Below are 20,077 nucleotides of genomic sequence, written 5' to 3'. Positions count from 1 at the left end.
AATACCGCCAAACTAGGTGTTAACATTGTTTTCTGATAGCTAATTATAAACCTCTAAACCCACAAATTCTAGCCCTTTTTGACACAAATTTTATTTTTTATTCAATTTCATACAAAGTATCCGACAAGTCGCTGTTTTAGAATAAAAAGGCTCTTTCAAGCTCCCCGGTAGCGATTAAGAACAAGGTAGCGCCAATTCGTTTCACTAGCCAGCTATCAAAATGTCCTTTATCATATAAGATAGTTAGGCAAAAGATTTTAAGGAGGATTTCTCATGAAAAAGTATAACAATTTCATTAACGGTGTGTGGACAGCCCCTACCAATAATGAATACAAAGAAGTAGAAAACCCGACAACTGAAGAAACGTTTGCCCAAGTCGCATACTCTGCAAATGAAGATGTTGACCAAGCAGTTGAAGCAGCTAAGACCGCCTTTCCTGCTTGGAATAATCTATCTCTTGAAGAAAGAACCGGTTATGTAGAAAAATTATTAGATGAAATCAAAGCTCACAAAGAAGAGATTCGTGACATTATTGTTGAAGAATTTGGTGCTGCCAAGACCTTCTCCGAGTCAGGACAAGTTGGTTTAGCTATTGATGAAATGTCAGCTACAGTTGAGGCCATTAAAGACTACAATTTAACGCAACAAATTGGTAATACTAAAGTCATTAAAGAAGGTTATGGTGTAGTTGCTGCAATCACACCTTGGAACTATCCGTTAAATCAAATTCAACGGAAAATCACACCTGCTTTATTAGCTGGGAATACCGTAGTTGTTAAACCAGCATCTGATACACCACTTACTGCAGTTAAACTATTTGAATTAGCTGAAAAAGTAGGCTTTCCAAAAGGTGTATTCAACCTAATCCTTGGAAGTGGTAGTGGGGCTGGTAACTATCTAGCAGAACATGAAGATGTCGCCGTTGTTTCCTTTACTGGGTCAACAGAAGTTGGTCAAGGGCTATATGAAAATGCTGCTAAAGGAATCAAGCATATCATTCTTGAACTAGGTGGTAAATCTGCGTTAGTTTATTTACCTGGTGGCGATTTATCCTTTGCAGTTAAAAAAGCAATGGGCACTATTTTAAACAACCAAGGGCAAACTTGTACTGCACTTACAAGACTGTTAGTACCTAAAGACGAATTAGCTGATGTAGAAGCTGAAGTAAAATCTTTCTATGAAGAGAACGTCGTTATCGGTGATCCTGCTGATCCAAATACGCTTGTTGGCCCAATGGTATCTGCTAATCAAAAGAAAACAGTACTCGAATATATTGAAAAAGGTAAAGCAGAAGGTGCTAAAGTTTTAGTCGGTGATAAAAAACCAGCCATTGAAACTGGTCATTTTGTAACACCTACTGTCTTCACAAACGTGACTAATGATATGACAATTGCCCAAGAAGAAATTTTTGGTCCTGTACTTGTCATCATCACATACGATACTGAAGAAGAAGCCATTGAAATTGCAAATGACTCAATTTACGGCCTTTCAGGTGCAGTAGTTGGACCTACTGAAGATGCTTATAAAGTAGCTAAGCAATTACGAACTGGTAATATCTTTGTAAACAAATCAGAACGTAATCCGCTTGCGCCATTTGGTGGCTATAAACAATCCGGACTAGGTCGCGAAAACGGTCTATTTGGTGTTGAAGACTACTTAGAAACTAAGGCGATTTTCTTAGAAGATTAAAGAAGAATTTGTTAAGAAAAACTTATAATAGTTCATTAAAAAGAGCCCTGATATTAGGAAGTTTATCCTACTTAATATCAGGGCTTTAATTATATTCATCATAAGGAATGGGTATGAAGATGAAGAACATGTCAACAATCATGGAGTAATATACATTTGCGATAATTTACTCAAGAACAAATAATAGAAAATACCATCCAAGAAAGCTTAGCTCTAAAACACAAAATATGGTTCGTTTTTGATTACGATTGTTTTGGAGTCATTCGAAACAGCACAGCTCTAAAACTTACTTAATACACTTGTGCCGTATTCTTTTGTTTTGGAGTCATTCGAAACAACACAGCTCTAAAACTATTTTCCGTTCGAATATTCACGAATTGGAGTTTTGGAGTCATTCGAAACAACATAGCAAGTTAAAATAAGGCTTTGTCCGTAATCAACTTCTATAGTGGCGCTGTCTCGGCGCTTTTTTTGTGCACTTTTTTAGCAAGATAGTTACAACTTATTTGTTATCAATATAGCACATATCGTTCTTATTTAGAATAAAAGAATTAAATTTTTTTAATATTCAAAATTACCTAGTTAAACTTCTACTGATTTACCATAAAAAAAGAGCATACGCTCATCTGCTCCTAAAATAAGACATTTTAAAATTTACTTCCTCTTTGTCTCTATTACCCTCGCAATCTCTAAAGTAACTTTTAGTCAGAGAGCAACGGTCTTCTAAACCGTAGGTCGCTTTGATATAAATAAATCATTTTGCATTAAAATCATAATTTCTTATATCAACAATAACTATTACAACTAGGTAAACGGCCAATATAATTATAGAAAATTTATTGACTTGGTCGTTGTATGGAACGACGAATGGACTCGCTAGATAGAAAGCAAGTAGTATCCAAAATGTTATACGATACACTTTTCCTTTTAGTAGGTAACTTACATTATCACTGAAAACGAATACTCTAGCTAAACAACATGCCATCAGTAATCTTGATGGCATTTGTTCCAAAGCAATATTCTCTGACATAAAAAATAATGCACGATGTGCAATATTAAAGCTAAACCGATTGCAACATTTAAATATTTCTTCACAGTCATATTTACTCCCCTTCACAATTCCTATACATTACCTTGTTAACCCCCCTAGTTCTTTACCCACTTATTCATAATCCAAATAAGTAAACGATGCACAACAGCTATCCCGAAAACCACAAAAATCGATACTCCAGACTGCCAATCCAGCGGATGGTTATAAGAGACAAAGATTGGCGTAGCCACAAAAAATGCGAAAGCGGACCACAAAATAATTTTTAAGAATTTCCCTTTAAATAGCGTTTCATCCGGATTTGTAGGGTTGAGAAATATAGCTGCAAATACCATTCTTTGCATCACCATTCGTAATTCCAGATTCTCTGGATAAGAATATAAGGTAGCTAGATAAAATATTATAGCTACTACACCAGCAATATTAATGTATTTTCTAATTTCCATGTCTAATGCCACCTTCTCAAACAACACTTCCCATAATTGTCAAAAAGATTACGTTCTTTTTATCAGATACTTCCTTAGGTAATAAATGATCAACATAGTGAGAATCACTGTAAATAGTGCGATAGCAGAAATTTTGTTTAGTTGCAGATTATAAGGGGCAAATATAGCAGTGGATATAAAGAATACAAGCAGAATGCATATCAAAATTCTTGAAATTGTATGATTATAGATAGCATCTTTTTCTCTATCGATAAAGAAACCATTTATTAAAATAGTAACGGTAAACAGTCTATGCATGGCATCTTCTAATGCTCTATTATCTGGAAAAATAAATACAACACCAATATAGATTAGAAGCGCTACCCATATACTATTTTTAACAAATTTTTCAACAATCATTTATATCACTCCCACTGAACAACTTATCCTTAAAACTATTTATCTCAACTCGCTTCACTTTTGAAAAACAAGGCGTAGGTTATTGTACAAAAAATGATAAACAGCATTAAGTAGATTGCTACCTGATTGTTTTCACTCCAAAAAGTTTGACTAAAGAGTACTATAGATAAACCTAGCAAGATCCCTCTTATCCAACCTCGTCTCGTATTTAATAATTTACTAATTTGATCAATTGTGTAGTAGAAAGAACAAACTAATATAAATAGATACACTCTAACAATTAGAGACCATGGCAAAACAATTGATAGTACCACATAACCCAATATACCTAATAAATTGAGCGTCCATAGTAATTGTTTATTCATTTTTACTCCTCCCCAAACAAACATTTCTATTTTTTATTTAATCGTTAGAACTACTTCTTACTTCTAGTCTATCATAAAATTATACCTTTTAAAGTATAATTCAATTTTTCACATCAAAAAAGACGCCCAATCGATACCATTAATCAGACGCCTTAATCAAGGTTTTTATCATAGCTATTTCAAATACAAAACCAAGTTATACCATGTTTCACCGGCATGGGTTGAATCCGAAATACCTTCATTCACATAGCCATTCCGCTCGTAAAAAGGAATTAATCCCTCTAAACAAGTCAAGCTAATGCCAACTCGGCCGCTCTTTTTCGCACGATCTGCCAGTTCATACAACAACTTACTGGCAATGCCTTGACCGTGAAATGCGGGATCCACCACCAGACTCAACACACCCACATAGCCACCGACTGCCGGATTGGCTACCGTTTTCTCAAACAAGTCATCATGTAAATACCTGTCCTTAATCACCGGACCCACAACATAACCCAATATCGTCCCTTCCTGGTCTGTCGCCAGTATAAAAGTATCTGGAATGACCGCTATCCGCTCAGCCATAGCTTCTCGACTCGCTGCTTCCTCAGGGGTAAAGCCGCTCTCTTCAATGACCATAATACGGTCTAAATCATTTAATGTTGCTTGCCTAAAATTTATCTGCATATTTCCCCTCCTATAGACTCATTCTACGCTTTCACCATCAATCCTAATAATGATTCGTATATAGGTTCAGATTGGCATATTTCTGCCACAAAGTACGCAATAAAAGTGACAATGGCAATTGGGAGTAAATACTGGATAGAGCCCCCTGTCATTTCTAATATTAGAAAAATACCCGTTAATGGTGCGCGGACAATCGCTGCAAAATGCGCTGCCATCGCAATGACAGTAAAGACCGTAATCGTATATGCATCCACTAAACCTAAAGCATGTAATCCACTTGCATAAATATTCCCTACTAAAGCACCAAGTGATAATAATGGGAAAAAGATACCGCCTGGTATGCCTGACCCGAATGCCACACCGAGCATAACTAGTTTTGCCAGGAATAGATAGAGCAAGGTCAACAGACCCGGATTATCTAAAAATGGTAGCAAAATAAGTTCTTCGCCCGACCCGATTAACCGCACATCCATCAAAAGTACAAGTGCCGTTAGCACAAAGGGAAAAACCATTTTCCAAAAAGTAGGTGCAGTCCATTTACTATATATAGCTTTAGACCATAAGATAACTTTATTAAAAAGTACACCTGATAAACCTAACAAAATCCCTAAAATAAGTAAATAAGGGTAAGTAGCCATTTCCACATGTAAAGCTTGAGGAATAGTGATAGCAGCATCATCTCCAATCAGTGCTATCGATACTAAAGATGCTGTAATTATCGTTAAAGTGGCAGACAAAAATCCACGACGGGTAACCTTCTTCAATAATTCCTCTAAGCAGAAAATAATACCGGATACTGGCGCATTAAAAGCAGTGGCTAAACCGGCTCCTGCAGCCCCAACAATCAAGTATTTACCGGATTTAGCAGGCGTTTTGGTAACTTCTGCCACCCCTTGCCCGATTGAAGCACCGATTTGGACAGAAGGACCTTCACGCCCAAGCGTCAAACCTGATCCGATAGCCAATAAACCACCTAATAATTTATAAAATAAGACCGATGCCCATGAAAAATTGAGCTTACCGCTTAATTTCCCGGCAATTTGTGGAATACCTGACCCACCAATCATAGGTTCCTGCTTAGCTGTCCAAGCCACAATGCAGCCGATAACCGCAAACATCAAAACAAAGCCGATGCTATGCCAAATCGAAGTCTGTCCCCAGACCAAAACACCCTCAACCACATGCATGATTGCTGGAATAGCCAGTCGAAATCCAGACAACACAATTCCCACGATAACCCCAGTTACAACCGACAATAAACCCAAACGATAATTCAATCGTCCTTCATGCATCAATATCATACCCCTCTTTGACAAGTTTGACTCTTTAAATATATCTAAATAAAAAAATCCCAACCAAGAAAAAGCTCGATTGGGATTCTCTGTATAGCTACTGTGGTAGCATTATTTTTGTTTACGGCGACGTTCTGGAATACGTGCAGCCTTACCATGTAAGTCACGTAAGTAGAACAATTTAGCACGACGAACTTTACCTTCACGTAATACTTCAATTTTAGCTACGCGTGGCGTGTGTACTGGGAAAGTACGTTCAACACCAACACCGTTTGAAATTTTACGAACTGTGTAAGTTTCGCTGATACCAGCACCACGACGTTGGATAACAACACCGTCAAATAACTGGATACGTTCACGTTCACCCTCAACAACTTTCGCGTGTACACGAACAGTGTCACCAGGACGGAAGTCAGGTACATCGTTACGTAGTTGTTCTGAAGTGATTTGATCAATTAAATTACTCATTTAGATTCTCTCCTTCCAACAACACTCATATGGCAGTTTTGCCACAGCGGAATATCATAAAGTATGTGTTGAAACAACACCTTTAATAGTATATCAAATTTATCACTTATTGTAAATAGAAAGTTGAAAGTTTCTTGTTATAAATAGTGGAAGTCCTATATAAGGGTTTGTGATCACTCGTCTGCTTTATTCTAAAGTAACATCTTCAGACTAAGCATCCTTAATAGGAATCGTTTCAATAAAATACCCCAATTTCACCAACCAAATATTTGTTAGTTGCTCGTGTTCACGATACAATGATAGGTGAATAGGAAACGGTTACAAGTTTATACAAAGGAGATGTAGAAATGACAAATGACAAACAGCAAATAAACAATATCTATAAAGATTTATATTTAGAAGTATCCGATTTACGTAAAAACGTCTATAAGGATGGCCAAAACATTTATGCATCCTGGGATCCTTCCACTCTCCGTGAAGATTTTAAAGAAGCAGCCTTAAATTTTGCTTATTATGTTGCCCTTCGTCGCCGTGATATTCGCAACCTACAATTAAAATTGGGAAATCTTGGTCTTTCTTCACTTGGTCGTCTCGAAGGCCATGTATTAGCTACCCTTGATTTAGTCGCTTATCATCTCGCCAAAAGTGCGGACATGCCTGCAGTTGACATACCTGAACATATGACGAAAACCAGTCAAGGGCACGGCTCTACCCTAGACAAACTCACCAAAGATTTCTTTGGCCAAGGAGCTAACAACCGCTATTCACGCATTATGGTTACTATGCCCAATGAAGCTGCAACTGACCAAGACTTAGTTGACCGCATGGTAGAGGCAGGTTTAGACGTAGCCCGTATTAACTGTGCCCATGATGATGTATCTACTTGGGGGAAAATGGTTGAAAATATTCATCAAGCTGGCAAGAAATACGAGCGGGACATTAAAATTTTTACCGACATTGCTGGTCCTAAAGTACGAATTCAAGCCATCTATACTACCCTACAAAACCCCAAGCTTTATGAGGGAGATAGTTTTTTCCTCACAAGCGATACGACATTAAAAGACTTTTATGATTGTGAAATTGTCTTATCTTGTCCAATTCCAGAAATTATTCAAGATTTAAAGGTTGATGAGGCGGTGTCACTTGATGATGGTAAAATTATAGGTAAAGTCCAAAAAACTTATCCTGAAGGGGTGAAAATTCGCATCACCCAAATGGCATCAAACGGTAAGAAAGTGAAAGCCACGAAAGGCATCAACTTCCCTGATCGTGAGTTAAATATCCCTGTATTAACCGATAAAGATATCGATGATTTGGCTTTTTCAAAAGAAGCTGCTGACGTTATCGGCTTCTCCTTCGTCCACGACTTGGACGACGTTCGTCATATTAATCAGGCAATGGCAGAAAAAGTAACCGAAGAGCAAGATAAACTAGCGACGATCAAACTAGAAACCGTCTCTGGTTTTGAGAACCTCATCAACATCATTATCGAAGCCAACCGCTACCGACCAACAGGCATTATGATTGCCAGAGGAGACTTAGCTGTAGAAGTTGGCTATCTACGACTATCTGTTGTCCAAGAAGAAATTCTTTGGTTCTGCGAGGCTGCACAAATCCCTGTAATTTGGGCCACCCAGGTCCTGGAATCCTTGGTAAAATCAGGTGTACCTTCACGTGCTGAAATTTCAGATGTGTCTATGGGGGCACGAGCTGAATGTGTCATGTTAAATAAAGGTGAGAATATCCTCGAAGGGATCAATCTCTTACGGTCAATTTTAGAAGACATTGATGAACACCAATTCAAAAAGACAGCCTTAATGAAGCAACTAAACGTAGCCAAAACCATTTTCGAATAAAAAATAAACACCTACCTCTAATAACCTAAAGGTAGGTGTTTTATAATGTCTAACTACAGCATTTTGATTGTTATTGTCGCTTACCATCCTTGGTATAAGCAATTACTTTTGTCCCCTTGTTATCAGCAATTTCCTTAGCCCGCTTCATAGCATCCTCTTTTAAATCAAAAGTATCCGTAGCGCGTTTTGCCTTCACGGTAATTACTTGCCATTGTGCATGCTCATGATCAAACTTCACTTGAACGTCCTCATCCATCAAATCAGGATTGGCCGATTCAGTATCATGCTTATCGCTCTTTTTGGGATTGGTTGCATGTTTAACTTCCGAAATCTCTTTATCAGAAGCATTCTGATACCATTCTTTACCTTGTTGGATTGCAATTGGTATTAAATCTTCCTCTTTGTAACCTGAAGCTTCCATAGCATTCATGATCTCAATGATCTTCTTTCGTTCAACCTCATCAAAGTTTTTTAAGTTGTTAGGATAATCTTGCATATTCCATGGCATAACATCATCTCCATTCTTAACTCATATTGTATCAAGAATAGTGAACAAATAAAAAGGAAACCCATGTTGAAGTTAGTTTGAAACTGAGGACCACTCTTAACAGTCCTACTCAGTTTCTGCTTTAATTTCTTCTAACCATTTAGCCTGTTGGTCGGTTAATGGGTAATTTTCTAACATATCTGGCCGACGTTCATAGGTCCGGCGTAATGATTCTTTCCCCTTCCAGTCAGCAATCTTAGCATGGTTACCAGACATCAACACATCCGGCACAGTCATTCCTTTGTATTCAGCTGGGCGAGTATATTGTGGATACTCTAACAAACCAGTCGAGAAGGAGTCACCCGTAATCGATTCCTCGTTACCCACCGCATCTTCAAGCAAGCGGACAGTAGCGTCAATCACAATCATAGCCCCTAATTCGCCACCAGTAAGTACATAGTCTCCAACCGAAATTTCGTCGGTCACATATGACCGAATCCGCTCGTCATAGCCTTCGTAGTGGCCACAAATAAAAATTAAATGGTCATCTTCAGCAAATGATTCCGCATGTTTCTGCGTAAAAGTTTCGCCAGCTGGATCCATCAAAATCACCCGTTTTTTAGTATCAGGATGTTTACCCTCAATTTCTTCTAAGGCATCATTAATCGGATCCACCCGTAGCAACATCCCAGCACCACCGCCATAAGGATAATCGTCCACATGCCCGTGTTTGTTTACTGCAAACTTACGAAAGTCCGTCACATCAATATTGGCCACCCCTTTTTCCTGGGCCTTCCCAATAATTGACGTGTTCATTGGACCTTCAAACATCTCTGGAAAAAGGCTTAACACATCAATCTGCATTAGGCGTCACCCTTTTCCGCGTCCACATCATCAATCAGACCATCCATCGGGTCAATCACAACTCGGTTATCAGCCAAATCAATCTCTAACACAATATCTTCAATATAAGGAATCAAAATATCTTTCCCTTTATTTGGACGCTGAATAGCCCACACATCATTAGACGGTAGTGACGTAATCTCACGCACCTTGCCTAGATAAATCTCATCAGTCGTATAGACTTCTAGGCCAATAATGTCATCATAATAAAATTCATTCTCATCCAATTCGTCCGCCTCGCGCTCAGTGCCCGCAACCTTCAAATCAAATCCTTTGAATTTTTCTACATCATTAATATTATCCTTACCTTTAAAATGTAGGAGATTGAATTTCTTATGTAGGCGGTGACCATCCACCTCAACCATTTCAACCAATTTATCGCCGTTAAAAATTGCCAAAGTCGCGCCAATTTTAAAGCGTTCTTCCGGGAAATCAGTTGTCGCCATCACACGCACTTCACCGCGTAAGGCCTGCGTATTCACGATTTTCCCAACCAAATAATACTGCTCTTCAGCCATGCCCTCAATCTTCACCATATCTATTGCCTTCCCTTCTTACGTGTCAATCTTCCAATATTCAAACCGCTTACTAGAAAAAGACACGCCTCACATTTTAGCAACCACTATAGCCATATAAACCATCATGGTCAAACGTCAGTCTTATTTTACATGAATACACCGTAAAAACCAAGACAGTGCAGTTAATGCCTACAATAAAAGCATACAAAAAAAGACGCAGACATTTCTGTCTACGCCCTTAAAAAGCGAATTGCTTTGTTGCAAACTTTGTCTAAACTCAATTAAAAGTTGAGCTCGCCAGGGCAGACAGGTGTCCGCTTCAGAATAGTTTGCATCACACTTTGTGTGAGGCACCATTCTTCCATCATCTCCTGTCTATACGCCCTGTCTCACATCCTTCTAATCTTCTCTATCAATTACCAAGCGAGTTCTCTTTGGTCCTTCTACTCGGACTGAATAGATAATGGTACGGATTGCATTTGCAACGCGGCCACCTTTGCCAATCACCCGGCCAACATCATCAGGATGTAGCAACAAATGGTATTCTAAAAATTCATCTCCATCAACAATGTTCAATTGGACTTCATCAGGATGATTCACCAATGGTTTCACAATTGTTAGCAATAAATCTTCAATATTTGGCATATCATTCATAGTGTTTACGCTTATTTGTTAGCTGCTTTAGCTTCTAATTTGTTTTCGTGGTGTTTTTTCATAACGCCTTGACGAGATAAAATGTCACGAACTGTATCAGTTGGTTGTGCACCATCTTTTAGCCATTTTAAAGCTAACGCTTCATCTAACTCAATAGTTTCTGGTTGAGTAGTTGGGTTGTAAGTACCAATTTTTTCAATGATACGACCATCACGTGGTGAACGTGCGTCTGCTGCAACGATACGGTAGAATGGGTTACGTTTAGATCCCATACGTTTTAAACGAATTTTTACTGCCATGAGTAAGTTCCTCCTAAAAATTAAGTGTTTTTATATATTTAAAGCCTTAAAAGCTCATCACAAGTAAACATGATAACAAGTTTTTGTCAGCTTGTAAAGTATTTTCTCTTTACAGGGCAAAATTATTTTCCCCTGGGGTCGAAAATAGATTTACTTCCCTTTTTTCTTAGCTTTTTTCAGCTTGCGGGCCATTTGTTTGGCTTGTAATTCAGCGACGCGGTTCTGGTTACGGTTGCCACCGCCTCCAAATCCACCGAAGCCACCGCCTCCTAGGCCACCCATCATGTTTTGAAGAGCACCCATGTTGCCGTTAGACATAGCTGACATGATTTTACGTGACTCGTTAAATTGTTTAATTAAACGGTTCACTTCTTGCAGTGTAGTCGCTGACCCTTTGGCGATACGACGACGGCGTGATTGGTTGATTGAATCTGGATTTTCACGCTCATACGGGGTCATAGATTGGATCATGGCTTTGGTTTGCGCCATTTGTTTCGGATCAATATTTAAGTCGTCCAAATTCCCCATTTTATTCATACCTGGAATCATCTTCAAGATATCCTTCATTGAACCCATCTTATTCATTTGGTCCATATTTTTGATGAAGTCATTGAAGTCATAGGTATTTTCCCGCATCTTAGCTGCCATCGCTTCTGCTTCATTTTCATCAAACTCAGCTTGGGCTTTCTCGATAAGGGTTAACATATCCCCCATACCTAAAATTCGGTTAGACATACGGTCTGGGTAGAAGCGCTCAATCTCGTTTAATTTCTCACCAGTACCCGTAAATTTAATCGGTTTACCAGTTACAGAAACGATAGATAAGGCCGCACCACCACGGGTGTCACCATCTAATTTCGTTAAGACAACCCCTGTGATATCCAACTCTTCGTCAAAGGCCTTAGCAACGTTGGCTGCTTCTTGACCAGTCATCGAGTCAACAGTTAATAAGATTTCATCCGGATTAACGGCTGCTTTAATATCTTTTAACTCAGTCATTAACCGTTCGTCAATTTGTAGACGACCGGCCGTATCGATGAAGACTAGATCATGACCATTCATTTTAGCATGTTCAATCGCTTGAGTAGCAATCTCAACTGGACTTACTTGGTCACCCAAAGTAAAGACTGGTAAGTCTAATTGTTGACCGATTGTTTGTAACTGGTTGATAGCCGCTGGACGGTAAATATCTCCGGCTACCAGCAAGGGTTTCTTGTGGTCATTTTTCTTCAAGAAAGCCGCTAACTTACCAACTGTTGTTGTTTTCCCGGCACCTTGAAGACCCGCCATCATAATCACGGTTGGTGGTGTGGTTGCGAATTGAATATCTTCGTGTTCTCCACCCATTAAGTCAGTTAATTCATCGTTTACAATTTTAACGACTTGTTGCGCTGGCGATAGTGATTGCAATACCTCACTGTTTAGCGCACGTTCATTGACACGTTTCACAAAGTCTTTCACGACTTTAAAGTTCACGTCAGCTTCTAGTAAAGCCAGACGCACTTCACGCATCATTTCTTTTAAATCGCCCTCGGTAATTTTACCCTTCTTACCCATCGTTTGGACAGCGCCTTGTAGCCTATCCGATAAACTTTCGAAAGCCATTCTTGGTAACACTCCTTATTTATTCATTCATCTTAAGCATTCAATTCGGATGCTTATTTGTTAAAATTCTTCACTTACTTCATCACGGTTATCGATCGCAATTAATTGCTTCATATAGTCTGCTAGTTGCGTATCATCTGGGTATTTTTTCGCTACATAGGCAGCCATCTTTTCCCCTACCGCTTCACGCGCATAATAATCACGCGCCAAGTGCAAATGATTTTCATATTTCAACAAACTTTTTTCGGTCCGTCGAATGTTGTCATAAACTGCTTGTCTAGACACATCAAAATGTTCTGCGATTTCCCCTAAAGAAAAATCTTCAGCATAGTACAGTTCAATATAAACACGTTGTTTTTCAGTTAATAAATCCCCATAAAAAATCAATAGGGTATTCATTTCATTTGTTTTTTGAATCTCCATCTAAGCCTCTTCTATCTGTCTAAAATTTGTCAAGCAGTTTTCCTTTACAAGTGTTTAGTATACACTATCAAACCCCTAGAATCAACGATATGGCCCAAGTCCTTTAGTCGTTTTTATCGGTTATCAACTTCAAGTATTTGATATACTTTATCCACAATATAAAAAGATCGGAGGCTAAATTTAGCCCCCGATCACGCACTTGCCTTAATAATTAAGCTTCCGGATCTTTCAACCCAGCTAATTTCTTCACTAAGTATACAATAATGGTCACAACTAGAACGATAGCTAGGATAATACCCCAAGTAACTAATGTCAATGGTTCTGTACCAAATACATTGTTTAAGAAAGGTACATAAACAACCAATAATTGTAGTACTACTGAGAAGGCCATTGCGGCTAATAGTAGTTTGTTTTGGAAGAAGGTCTTATCAAGTCCAAATCCTGATAAACGACGAACGTTTAAGATATGGAACAATTGCGCAATTGCCATGTAAGTAAATGTCGCAGTTTGTGCATAAGTTAAGCTCATACCAAAGATATTATGGAATAGGTAGAATACCCCGAAGGCACCTAGACCAATGATCACACCTGAGATGATAATCCGACTTAAGAATGTCTTATTGACTAAACCAGATTCCGGATTTCTTGGTGGATGTTCCATAACATTTGCTTCTGCTTTTTCATAGGCTAAAGCAATCGCTGGACCAATATCTACTAATAGGTTTAAGAATAAGATGTGTAGTGGTTGAATTGGCATTGGTAACATAAAGACAATCGTCGTTAGGATTGCCACAATCTCTACCATGTTACATGCGAATAAGAAGGAAATGTATTTTTTGATATTTTCAAAAATGATACGTCCTTCACGAACCGCGTCCACAATCGTACCAAAAGCATCATCGGTTAAAATCATGTCAGAAGCTTCTTTAGCAACCTCAGTACCACGAATACCCATAGCGACACCGATATCAGCACCGTTTAAGGCCGGCGCATCGTTAACCCCGTCACCTGTCATCGCCACAACGTCCCCTGAATCTTGGAAGGCACGAACAATTTGTAACTTGTTTTCTGGTGATACGCGGGCAAATACGGCCACATCGCGAATTTTGTCGATAAAGTCTTTATCCTCATGGATCGCATCCAATTCTTTACCAGTCATGGTATTTTCATGGTTTTCAATCCCAATATCGCGGGCAATAACAGATGCGGTTCTTGGGTGATCTCCTGTAATCATTTTCACCTGGATACCGGCCGCTTGTGTTTGGGCAATAGCATCTTTCACGTCTTGACGTGGCGGGTCAATGATACCGAATAATCCGTCCATGGTTAGCTTGTCTGTATTGTTGTCCAACCAAGCTTCCATGTCGTCAGCGACTTTATCCGCGTCCCCTTGGTCTTTAAGGGTATATGAAGCCAAGGCAATTACACGGTTACCGTCTGCTGTCAGGTCGTCATTCTTCTCTTGCCAGAAATCTTCTTCACCGTTTTCAGTTGCCACTAAATCTAGGACCACATCCATAGCACCTTTTACGATTAGGCGGTGGATGTTATTTGGAAATTGGTAAAGTGCTGCCATATATTTCTTCTCAGAATCAAATGGAATTTCTTGGACAAGTTTGTAGTCATTGTCTTTTTCCCACTGTGGTGATAGACCGACTTTATGGCCTAATACCGTTAAGGCACCATCTGTTGGGTCACCTTTAATGGTATATGGGTCTTGATTATCTTCGTCTTCTAATTCAGCTGCTTCTTCATCATCTAGTTGATCACGTTCGATTAAACGGGCATCAGATGACAAGTAACCGTCCGTAATCAATTTCAATAAGACAGCCTTGTTGTCGCTTAAATCGTCAACATCTTCAATTGAATCAATATCGAAAGTTACTTTTTCCGCATCTTTTGTAATATCGCCTTCAGGTGTATAGCCTGAACCTGAAACTTCATATTGGGCATCATTTTTAATAATGATACTTTCAACCATCATTTGATTTTCTGTTAATGTACCCGTCTTATCTGACGCTATGATCGACGTAGCACCTAAGGTTTCAACTGCAGAAAGTGTTTTAACCAAGGCCTGGTGTTTAGCCATTGTCTGCATACCATTTGATAAGGTAATGGTTTGAACAGCTGGCATAGCTTCAGGGATTGCTGCTACCGCAAGGATTACTGCAATATGTAAGATTTCGCTTGGCGGGTTGCCGTTGAATAAACCAATAGCAACTACTAAAGCTGCTGCTATGAAAGCTACGACAATCAAGGCTTTACCTAATTGGTCAACCTCTTTGTCTAACGGGGTTTGCATGTCCTTTTCACCCGTCATCATTTCAGAAATACGACCAACTTCAGTTTCCATTCCAGTACCAGTTACAATAACTTGCGCCTTACCACGCGTCACTGCAGTACCTGAAAAGACCATATTTAACCGGTCACCAATTGACTCTTCTTCGTCGTAAGTCGCATCTGGGTCCTTGTCCACAGCTTCAGATTCACCGGTCAATGACGCTTCCATGACTGCAAAGTTGTTGCTTGTAAGCAAACGACCATCTGCAGCAATCGCGTCTCCTTCACCAAGAACCATCACGTCTCCTGGGACTAACTGAGAAGAATCAATTTCAATCTCTTCTCCGTTTCGGATCACATGTACACTAGTATTGACCATATTTTGCAAGGCTTCCACAGACTTTTGGGCTTTAATTTCTACAAAATATCCAGTCAGCACCGAAATGAGAACGGCCAGCATCACGGCTATAGCTTCAATCCAATCACCCATTGCAATTGAAATTATGGCTGCGACGGCTAGTAAATAAACGATAATGTTATTTAAATTATCTAATAGGATCTCCCACTTAGACTTACTATCCGATTCTTGTAACTTATTTTCCCCATAAGTTTCTAAACGTTCAGAAACTTCCTGATCACTCAATCCTTCAGTCTTCGATGTTTCTAATTCATCAATGACCTCTTGTAACTTTTTTTGATAAATGTTTTTGCTCATCGCCTCATCCTTTCTTTAATAGAACGTTCAGCTCTATTTACATATTATGTTAACATAATATTTTATTCATTAAAAATGATTCAACTTGCGAATACGACATTTTTAGCCATAGCTAATCTCAATCATAAATGCTTCCTACCAAAAAAAGGCTGGAAGATGACTTCCAACCTTATATATATCTGACTTCATTAGCGGAACTACTGACTAGCTCATCCTATTCAAGAACCTATACCTATAAAATTAGGACCGCTATCTTTCAATCATCTGCCTATTTTACATCTTTTAAAGCACGTTTCGCTAATAGCAGTGAACCAGTAATCCCAGCATTGTCACCTAGCTTAGGTAACTGGATATAATCTGTCATTGCTGGCAATTTAACATAATTAGCAAGCGCTTTTTCTACTTGTGTACGAATCTTATCCAATAATTGATCTTGATGCATAACACCACCACCTAGTACGACGCGTTCCGGCGCTAAAGTTAAAGTATAATTTGCAATCGCTTGCCCTAAATAATTTGCCACATAGTCCCAGACTTCATGATCTGAAGGTAAGTCAGCACCTTTAATTCCTGTTCTCTTTTCAATGGCAGGTCCTGACACAAGTCCTTCAATACAATTACCATGGAATGGACAAGCCCCTTCAAAGTGGTCATGAGGGTCTTGAGCAACTTTAATATGGCCCATTTCCGGATGACTGTGTGCATGGTAAATTTCCCCGTTCATAGAGAAACCACCACCAACACCAGTCCCAATAGTTAAATAAAGGCAAGATTTAGCACCTTTTGCAGCACCCATCGTGTTTTCAGCAAGTGACGCGCCATTTACATCCGTTGTCCAAGCAATCGGTTTATCACCAAACCACGCTTTCATTTGCCCAACAAAATCATAATTTTGCCAAGGCAATTTTGGCGTTGAGGTGATATAACCATAAGTTGGCGAGTCATGATTGATGTCGATCGGGCCAAAAGATGAAATACCAAAACTTTCCACTTCATATTGGTCAAAGAAATCTTTTAATTCACCCATGGTTTCTTCTGGAACCGTCGTATCAATACGCACTTGGTCAATAATATTTAAGTCTTCGTCAGCTACCGCACAGATAAACTTCGTGCCACCAGCCTCTATACCACCATATAATAAATCTCTTGTCATGATTAATTGCCTCCATTGTTGTAATCTTTTCCCATATTATACAATACTTGCTACTATTATAAAAAGAGAGGCCGACACTTTTGTGACCGCCTCTCTACAAATTTGTTTTTGCTAAAGAATCTATTCAATAACTTAAACTTCTTCAAAGAATTGACCTGGATGTTCAATTGCCCGCACTCGAACAATATCTGGGATCTCCTCTAATCTTGCGACTAAACGCTCAACTTTCTCATAATCTAATTCCTCTAAATCAACCAATGTATATGCAAAGTCACCACGACCACGGTTCACCATATTCGCAATATTCATTCCTTGTTCCGCCACGAAAGTTGAAATCTTACCAATCATGTTTGGAATGTTACGATTAATAATTGTGATACGAACTGGTGAATTAAAGCTCATTTGTACAGATGGGAAGTTAACTGAATTTACAATATCCCCTGTCTGTAAAAAGCGTTTTAAGTTTCCAGCTGCCATACGGGCACAATTGATTTCTGCTTCCTCAGTAGAGGCACCTAAATGTGGTAACACACGGATTTTTTCATTGTGTAATAAATCTGCATCCGCAAAGTCCGTAGTATACCCACCAATACGGTTGTCATTAACAGCTTTTAAAACTGCTTCTTTATCTACAATCGGACCACGAGCAAAGTTATATAATTGCACATCTTCTTTCATCATAGCCAACTCACGTTCGCCAATCATACCACGAGTTGAATCCATTAAAGGTACGTGAACAGTAATAAAATCACAGATTTTTAATAAATCATCTAATTCCATCACACGGTTAACACGACGCGAAATACTCCAGGCAGTATCCACAGACACATATGGGTCATAACCATACACTTCAATCCCTAAACGGTAAGCATCGTTAGCGATCATAGCACCAATAGCACCTAAACCGATAATACCTAGTTTCTTACCTTCTAATTCATTTCCAGCAAATTGTTTCTTGTTCGCTTCAACAATCGCTTCAACATCATCATCTGGACCAAACTTGTAATTTTGTATCCATTCATGTCCTTGTAAAATAGGACGAACAGATAACAATAAATTAGCTAGCACTAACTCTTTAACCGCATTCGCATTCGCACCAGGGGTGTTGAAGACAACAATTCCCGCTTCAGTAGCGCGTTGAGTTGGGATATTATTTGTACCCGCACCAGCTCGCGCAATCGCTTTTAATGAATCGTTAAATGTCATATCATGCAGATTTTTTGAACGCAAAATCAATGCATCTGGATCATCATTTTCATTAATAGCATATTTTGCTCGTTCAAAACGTTCCATACCCTCAGCAGCGATCGCATTATAAGTCGTTAATTGATAAACTTTATCTTTTAATTCCATTTGTTCAATAATTCCTCCATACTTTACAGCGGGCACAACATCCGGTTACATGTCGGTTGATTACGCTCATTACAATGTAAGCCGACTATTTAAGTCGTTGACAGACTATTTATTTTCTTCTTCAAATGCTTTCATAAATGCTACTAGTGCTTTAACCCCTTCTAATGGGAAAGCATTATATAAACTAGCGCGCATACCACCCACTGAACGGTGACCTTTTAATTGTTTAAATCCTGCCTCATCCGCTTCAGCAATAAATTTTTTATCTAATTTAGGGTCGTTCGTTAAGAACGGGATATTGGTTAATGAACGGTTTTCTACTTTTACATGATTTACAAATAAATCAGATTGATCAATGTAGTCATACAATAAGTTCGCACGTTCTTTAGCATTCGCATACATTGCTTCTTGTCCGCCTTGCGCTGCTACCCATTCTAATACCAAACCAACCATATAAACTGCAAATGTTGGTGGTGTATTAATCATAGAACCTTTGTCTGCTTGTGTTGCATAAGAGAAGAAGTCTGGTAAGGATTTATCTTCTTTCAGTAAATCTTCACGTACAATAACAATTGTAACCCCTGAAGGTCCCAAGTTCTTTTGAGCACCCGCATAAATTAAACCGAAATCTTCTACTTTATAATCATTCGCTAAAATATTAGATGACATATCCGCTACTAAAGTCACACCATCAAAAGTAGGAACATCACGGAATGTAACACCACCAATTGTTTCGTTAGTTGTGATATGTAAGTAAGCAGCTTCTGGATCAACAGCTTCAGCAGTAATTTCTGGAACTGCTGTGAACCCCTTTGCCTTAGAAGATGCAATGACATCAACCGACACATCATCTAAATTTTCGGCTGCTTTAATGGCTTTTGTAGCCCATGAACCAGTATTCACATATTGAGTCTTTTGTCCTTTCGCAAGGTTTGCTGGTACCATGGTGAATTGTTGTGTTGCACCGCCCTGTAAGAATAAAACTTTATAGTGATCAGGAATGTGCATCAAATCGCGTAGTAATTGTTCAGCTCGTTCGATAATATCAACGAAGGAGGAAGAGCGGTGACTCAATTCCATCACGGACATTTCTGTACCGTTGTAATTTAAAAGTTCCGCTTGTGCTTGTTCTAATACAGCCTTGGGCAATACTGCCGGACCGGCTGAGAAATTATAAACAGTTGTCATTTAATTTCCTCCATCTATTGGTTTACATATTTTGAACGACTTCACATCGTCACCACTATTATATGCTTTCATCTAATTTTAATCTACCCTAATCTCAACTTATTTTTCTCTAATTTTTTATTCGAATAACACTTTGTGCATATGAAAACAGAATAAAATCTTTAATTTTATGAGTTTTGTACGTTAATAAGCCCATATTTCACAAATCAATTATATTAAAGTTCGTGAATTAAAAAATAGAAAAGATACTGATTTCTAACCAATTAG

Annotated in this window: 18 protein-coding genes; 2 read left to right on the top strand and 16 right to left on the bottom strand. The window is 38.7% G+C overall.

All coding sequences use genetic code 11. The annotated features are described in order from the left end of the window. Window positions 1-273 precede the first annotated feature (273 nt). Entirely contained in the window at window positions 274-1,689 is a 1,416-nt protein-coding gene (locus tag AC973_RS08270) for an aldehyde dehydrogenase family protein (RefSeq protein ID WP_048729502.1), read from the top strand. Window positions 1,690-2,835: 1,146 nt separating this feature from the next. Here AC973_RS08270 and AC973_RS08260 read toward each other — a convergent pair. The 5 genes from AC973_RS08260 to rplS all read right to left on the bottom strand — a co-directional run bounded on the left by AC973_RS08260 (window position 2,836) and on the right by rplS (window position 6,376). Then, on the bottom strand, window positions 2,836-3,183 hold the full coding sequence (locus tag AC973_RS08260) for a hypothetical protein (protein WP_048729499.1): 348 nt from the start codon (window positions 3,181-3,183) through the stop codon (window positions 2,836-2,838). A gap of 48 nt (window positions 3,184-3,231) precedes the next feature. Further along, a complete protein-coding gene (locus AC973_RS08255; RefSeq protein ID WP_048729497.1) occupies window positions 3,232-3,582 on the bottom strand; it encodes a hypothetical protein in 351 nt (116 codons plus the stop codon). 539 nt (window positions 3,583-4,121) lie between these two features. Next, the gene (locus AC973_RS08245) at window positions 4,122-4,616 is read right to left on the bottom strand and encodes a GNAT family N-acetyltransferase (protein WP_048729494.1); all 495 of its coding nucleotides are present in this window, start codon (window positions 4,614-4,616) and stop codon (window positions 4,122-4,124) included. Between the two features lie 23 nt (window positions 4,617-4,639). Next, the gene (locus AC973_RS08240; RefSeq protein ID WP_048729493.1) at window positions 4,640-5,908 is read right to left on the bottom strand and encodes a ClC family H(+)/Cl(-) exchange transporter; all 1,269 of its coding nucleotides are present in this window, start codon (window positions 5,906-5,908) and stop codon (window positions 4,640-4,642) included. 111 nt (window positions 5,909-6,019) lie between these two features. Next, window positions 6,020-6,376: a 50S ribosomal protein L19 gene (gene rplS, locus AC973_RS08235; RefSeq protein WP_004262406.1), complete on the bottom strand. Its 357-nt coding sequence runs from the start codon at window positions 6,374-6,376 to the stop codon at window positions 6,020-6,022. A gap of 347 nt (window positions 6,377-6,723) precedes the next feature. On the opposite strand from rplS, the gene AC973_RS08230 reads away from it, so the two are divergent. Next, window positions 6,724-8,232, top strand: coding sequence for a pyruvate kinase (locus AC973_RS08230; protein ID WP_048729490.1), 1,509 nt, complete (start codon window positions 6,724-6,726; stop codon window positions 8,230-8,232). A 70-nt stretch (window positions 8,233-8,302) separates the two neighbouring features. Here the strand turns inward: AC973_RS08230 and AC973_RS08225 are convergent, their stop codons facing one another. The 11 genes from AC973_RS08225 to serC all read right to left on the bottom strand — a co-directional run bounded on the left by AC973_RS08225 (window position 8,303) and on the right by serC (window position 19,810). Then, window positions 8,303-8,740, bottom strand: a complete 438-nt coding sequence (locus AC973_RS08225; RefSeq protein ID WP_048729489.1) for a DUF2188 domain-containing protein — start codon at window positions 8,738-8,740, stop codon at window positions 8,303-8,305. A 105-nt stretch (window positions 8,741-8,845) separates the two neighbouring features. Further along, window positions 8,846-9,583, bottom strand: a complete 738-nt coding sequence (trmD, locus tag AC973_RS08220; protein WP_048729487.1) for a tRNA (guanosine(37)-N1)-methyltransferase TrmD — start codon at window positions 9,581-9,583, stop codon at window positions 8,846-8,848. Beyond that, on the bottom strand, window positions 9,583-10,158 hold the full coding sequence (rimM, locus tag AC973_RS08215) for a ribosome maturation factor RimM (protein WP_048729485.1): 576 nt from the start codon (window positions 10,156-10,158) through the stop codon (window positions 9,583-9,585). The genes trmD and rimM overlap by 1 nt, the downstream gene beginning before the upstream one ends. Before the next feature lie 381 nt (window positions 10,159-10,539). Beyond that, window positions 10,540-10,785, bottom strand: a complete 246-nt coding sequence (locus AC973_RS08210) for a KH domain-containing protein (RefSeq protein ID WP_048729505.1) — start codon at window positions 10,783-10,785, stop codon at window positions 10,540-10,542. Window positions 10,786-10,805: 20 nt separating this feature from the next. Beyond that, on the bottom strand, window positions 10,806-11,093 hold the full coding sequence (gene rpsP, locus AC973_RS08205; RefSeq protein ID WP_048729484.1) for a 30S ribosomal protein S16: 288 nt from the start codon (window positions 11,091-11,093) through the stop codon (window positions 10,806-10,808). A gap of 150 nt (window positions 11,094-11,243) precedes the next feature. After that, window positions 11,244-12,698 (bottom strand): signal recognition particle protein, encoded by a 1,455-nt coding sequence (gene ffh, locus AC973_RS08200; RefSeq protein WP_048729482.1) that lies wholly within the window; start codon window positions 12,696-12,698, stop codon window positions 11,244-11,246. Window positions 12,699-12,758: 60 nt separating this feature from the next. Then, window positions 12,759-13,121 (bottom strand): putative DNA-binding protein, encoded by a 363-nt coding sequence (locus AC973_RS08195; protein WP_048729479.1) that lies wholly within the window; start codon window positions 13,119-13,121, stop codon window positions 12,759-12,761. A 211-nt stretch (window positions 13,122-13,332) separates the two neighbouring features. Then, window positions 13,333-16,116 carry a cation-translocating P-type ATPase gene (locus AC973_RS08190; protein ID WP_048729478.1) on the bottom strand — a complete coding sequence of 928 codons (2,784 nt, stop codon included), beginning with the start codon at window positions 16,114-16,116 and terminating at the stop codon, window positions 13,333-13,335. Between the two features lie 268 nt (window positions 16,117-16,384). Next, the gene (locus AC973_RS08185; protein ID WP_048729476.1) at window positions 16,385-17,269 is read right to left on the bottom strand and encodes an ROK family protein; all 885 of its coding nucleotides are present in this window, start codon (window positions 17,267-17,269) and stop codon (window positions 16,385-16,387) included. A gap of 132 nt (window positions 17,270-17,401) precedes the next feature. Then, window positions 17,402-18,622 (bottom strand): 3-phosphoglycerate dehydrogenase family protein, encoded by a 1,221-nt coding sequence (locus AC973_RS08180; RefSeq protein WP_048729474.1) that lies wholly within the window; start codon window positions 18,620-18,622, stop codon window positions 17,402-17,404. A gap of 105 nt (window positions 18,623-18,727) precedes the next feature. Beyond that, window positions 18,728-19,810: a 3-phosphoserine/phosphohydroxythreonine transaminase gene (serC, locus tag AC973_RS08175; RefSeq protein WP_048729472.1), complete on the bottom strand. Its 1,083-nt coding sequence runs from the start codon at window positions 19,808-19,810 to the stop codon at window positions 18,728-18,730. Between the last annotated feature and the right edge of the window lie 267 nt (window positions 19,811-20,077).

This window comes from Carnobacterium sp. 1290_CSPC (assembly GCF_001053265.1).
Classification (GTDB): domain Bacteria; phylum Bacillota; class Bacilli; order Lactobacillales; family Aerococcaceae; genus Aerococcus; species Aerococcus urinaeequi.
Note: the sequence above shows the minus strand (reverse complement) of the source record. Positions and strands in the feature narration are given on the sequence as shown.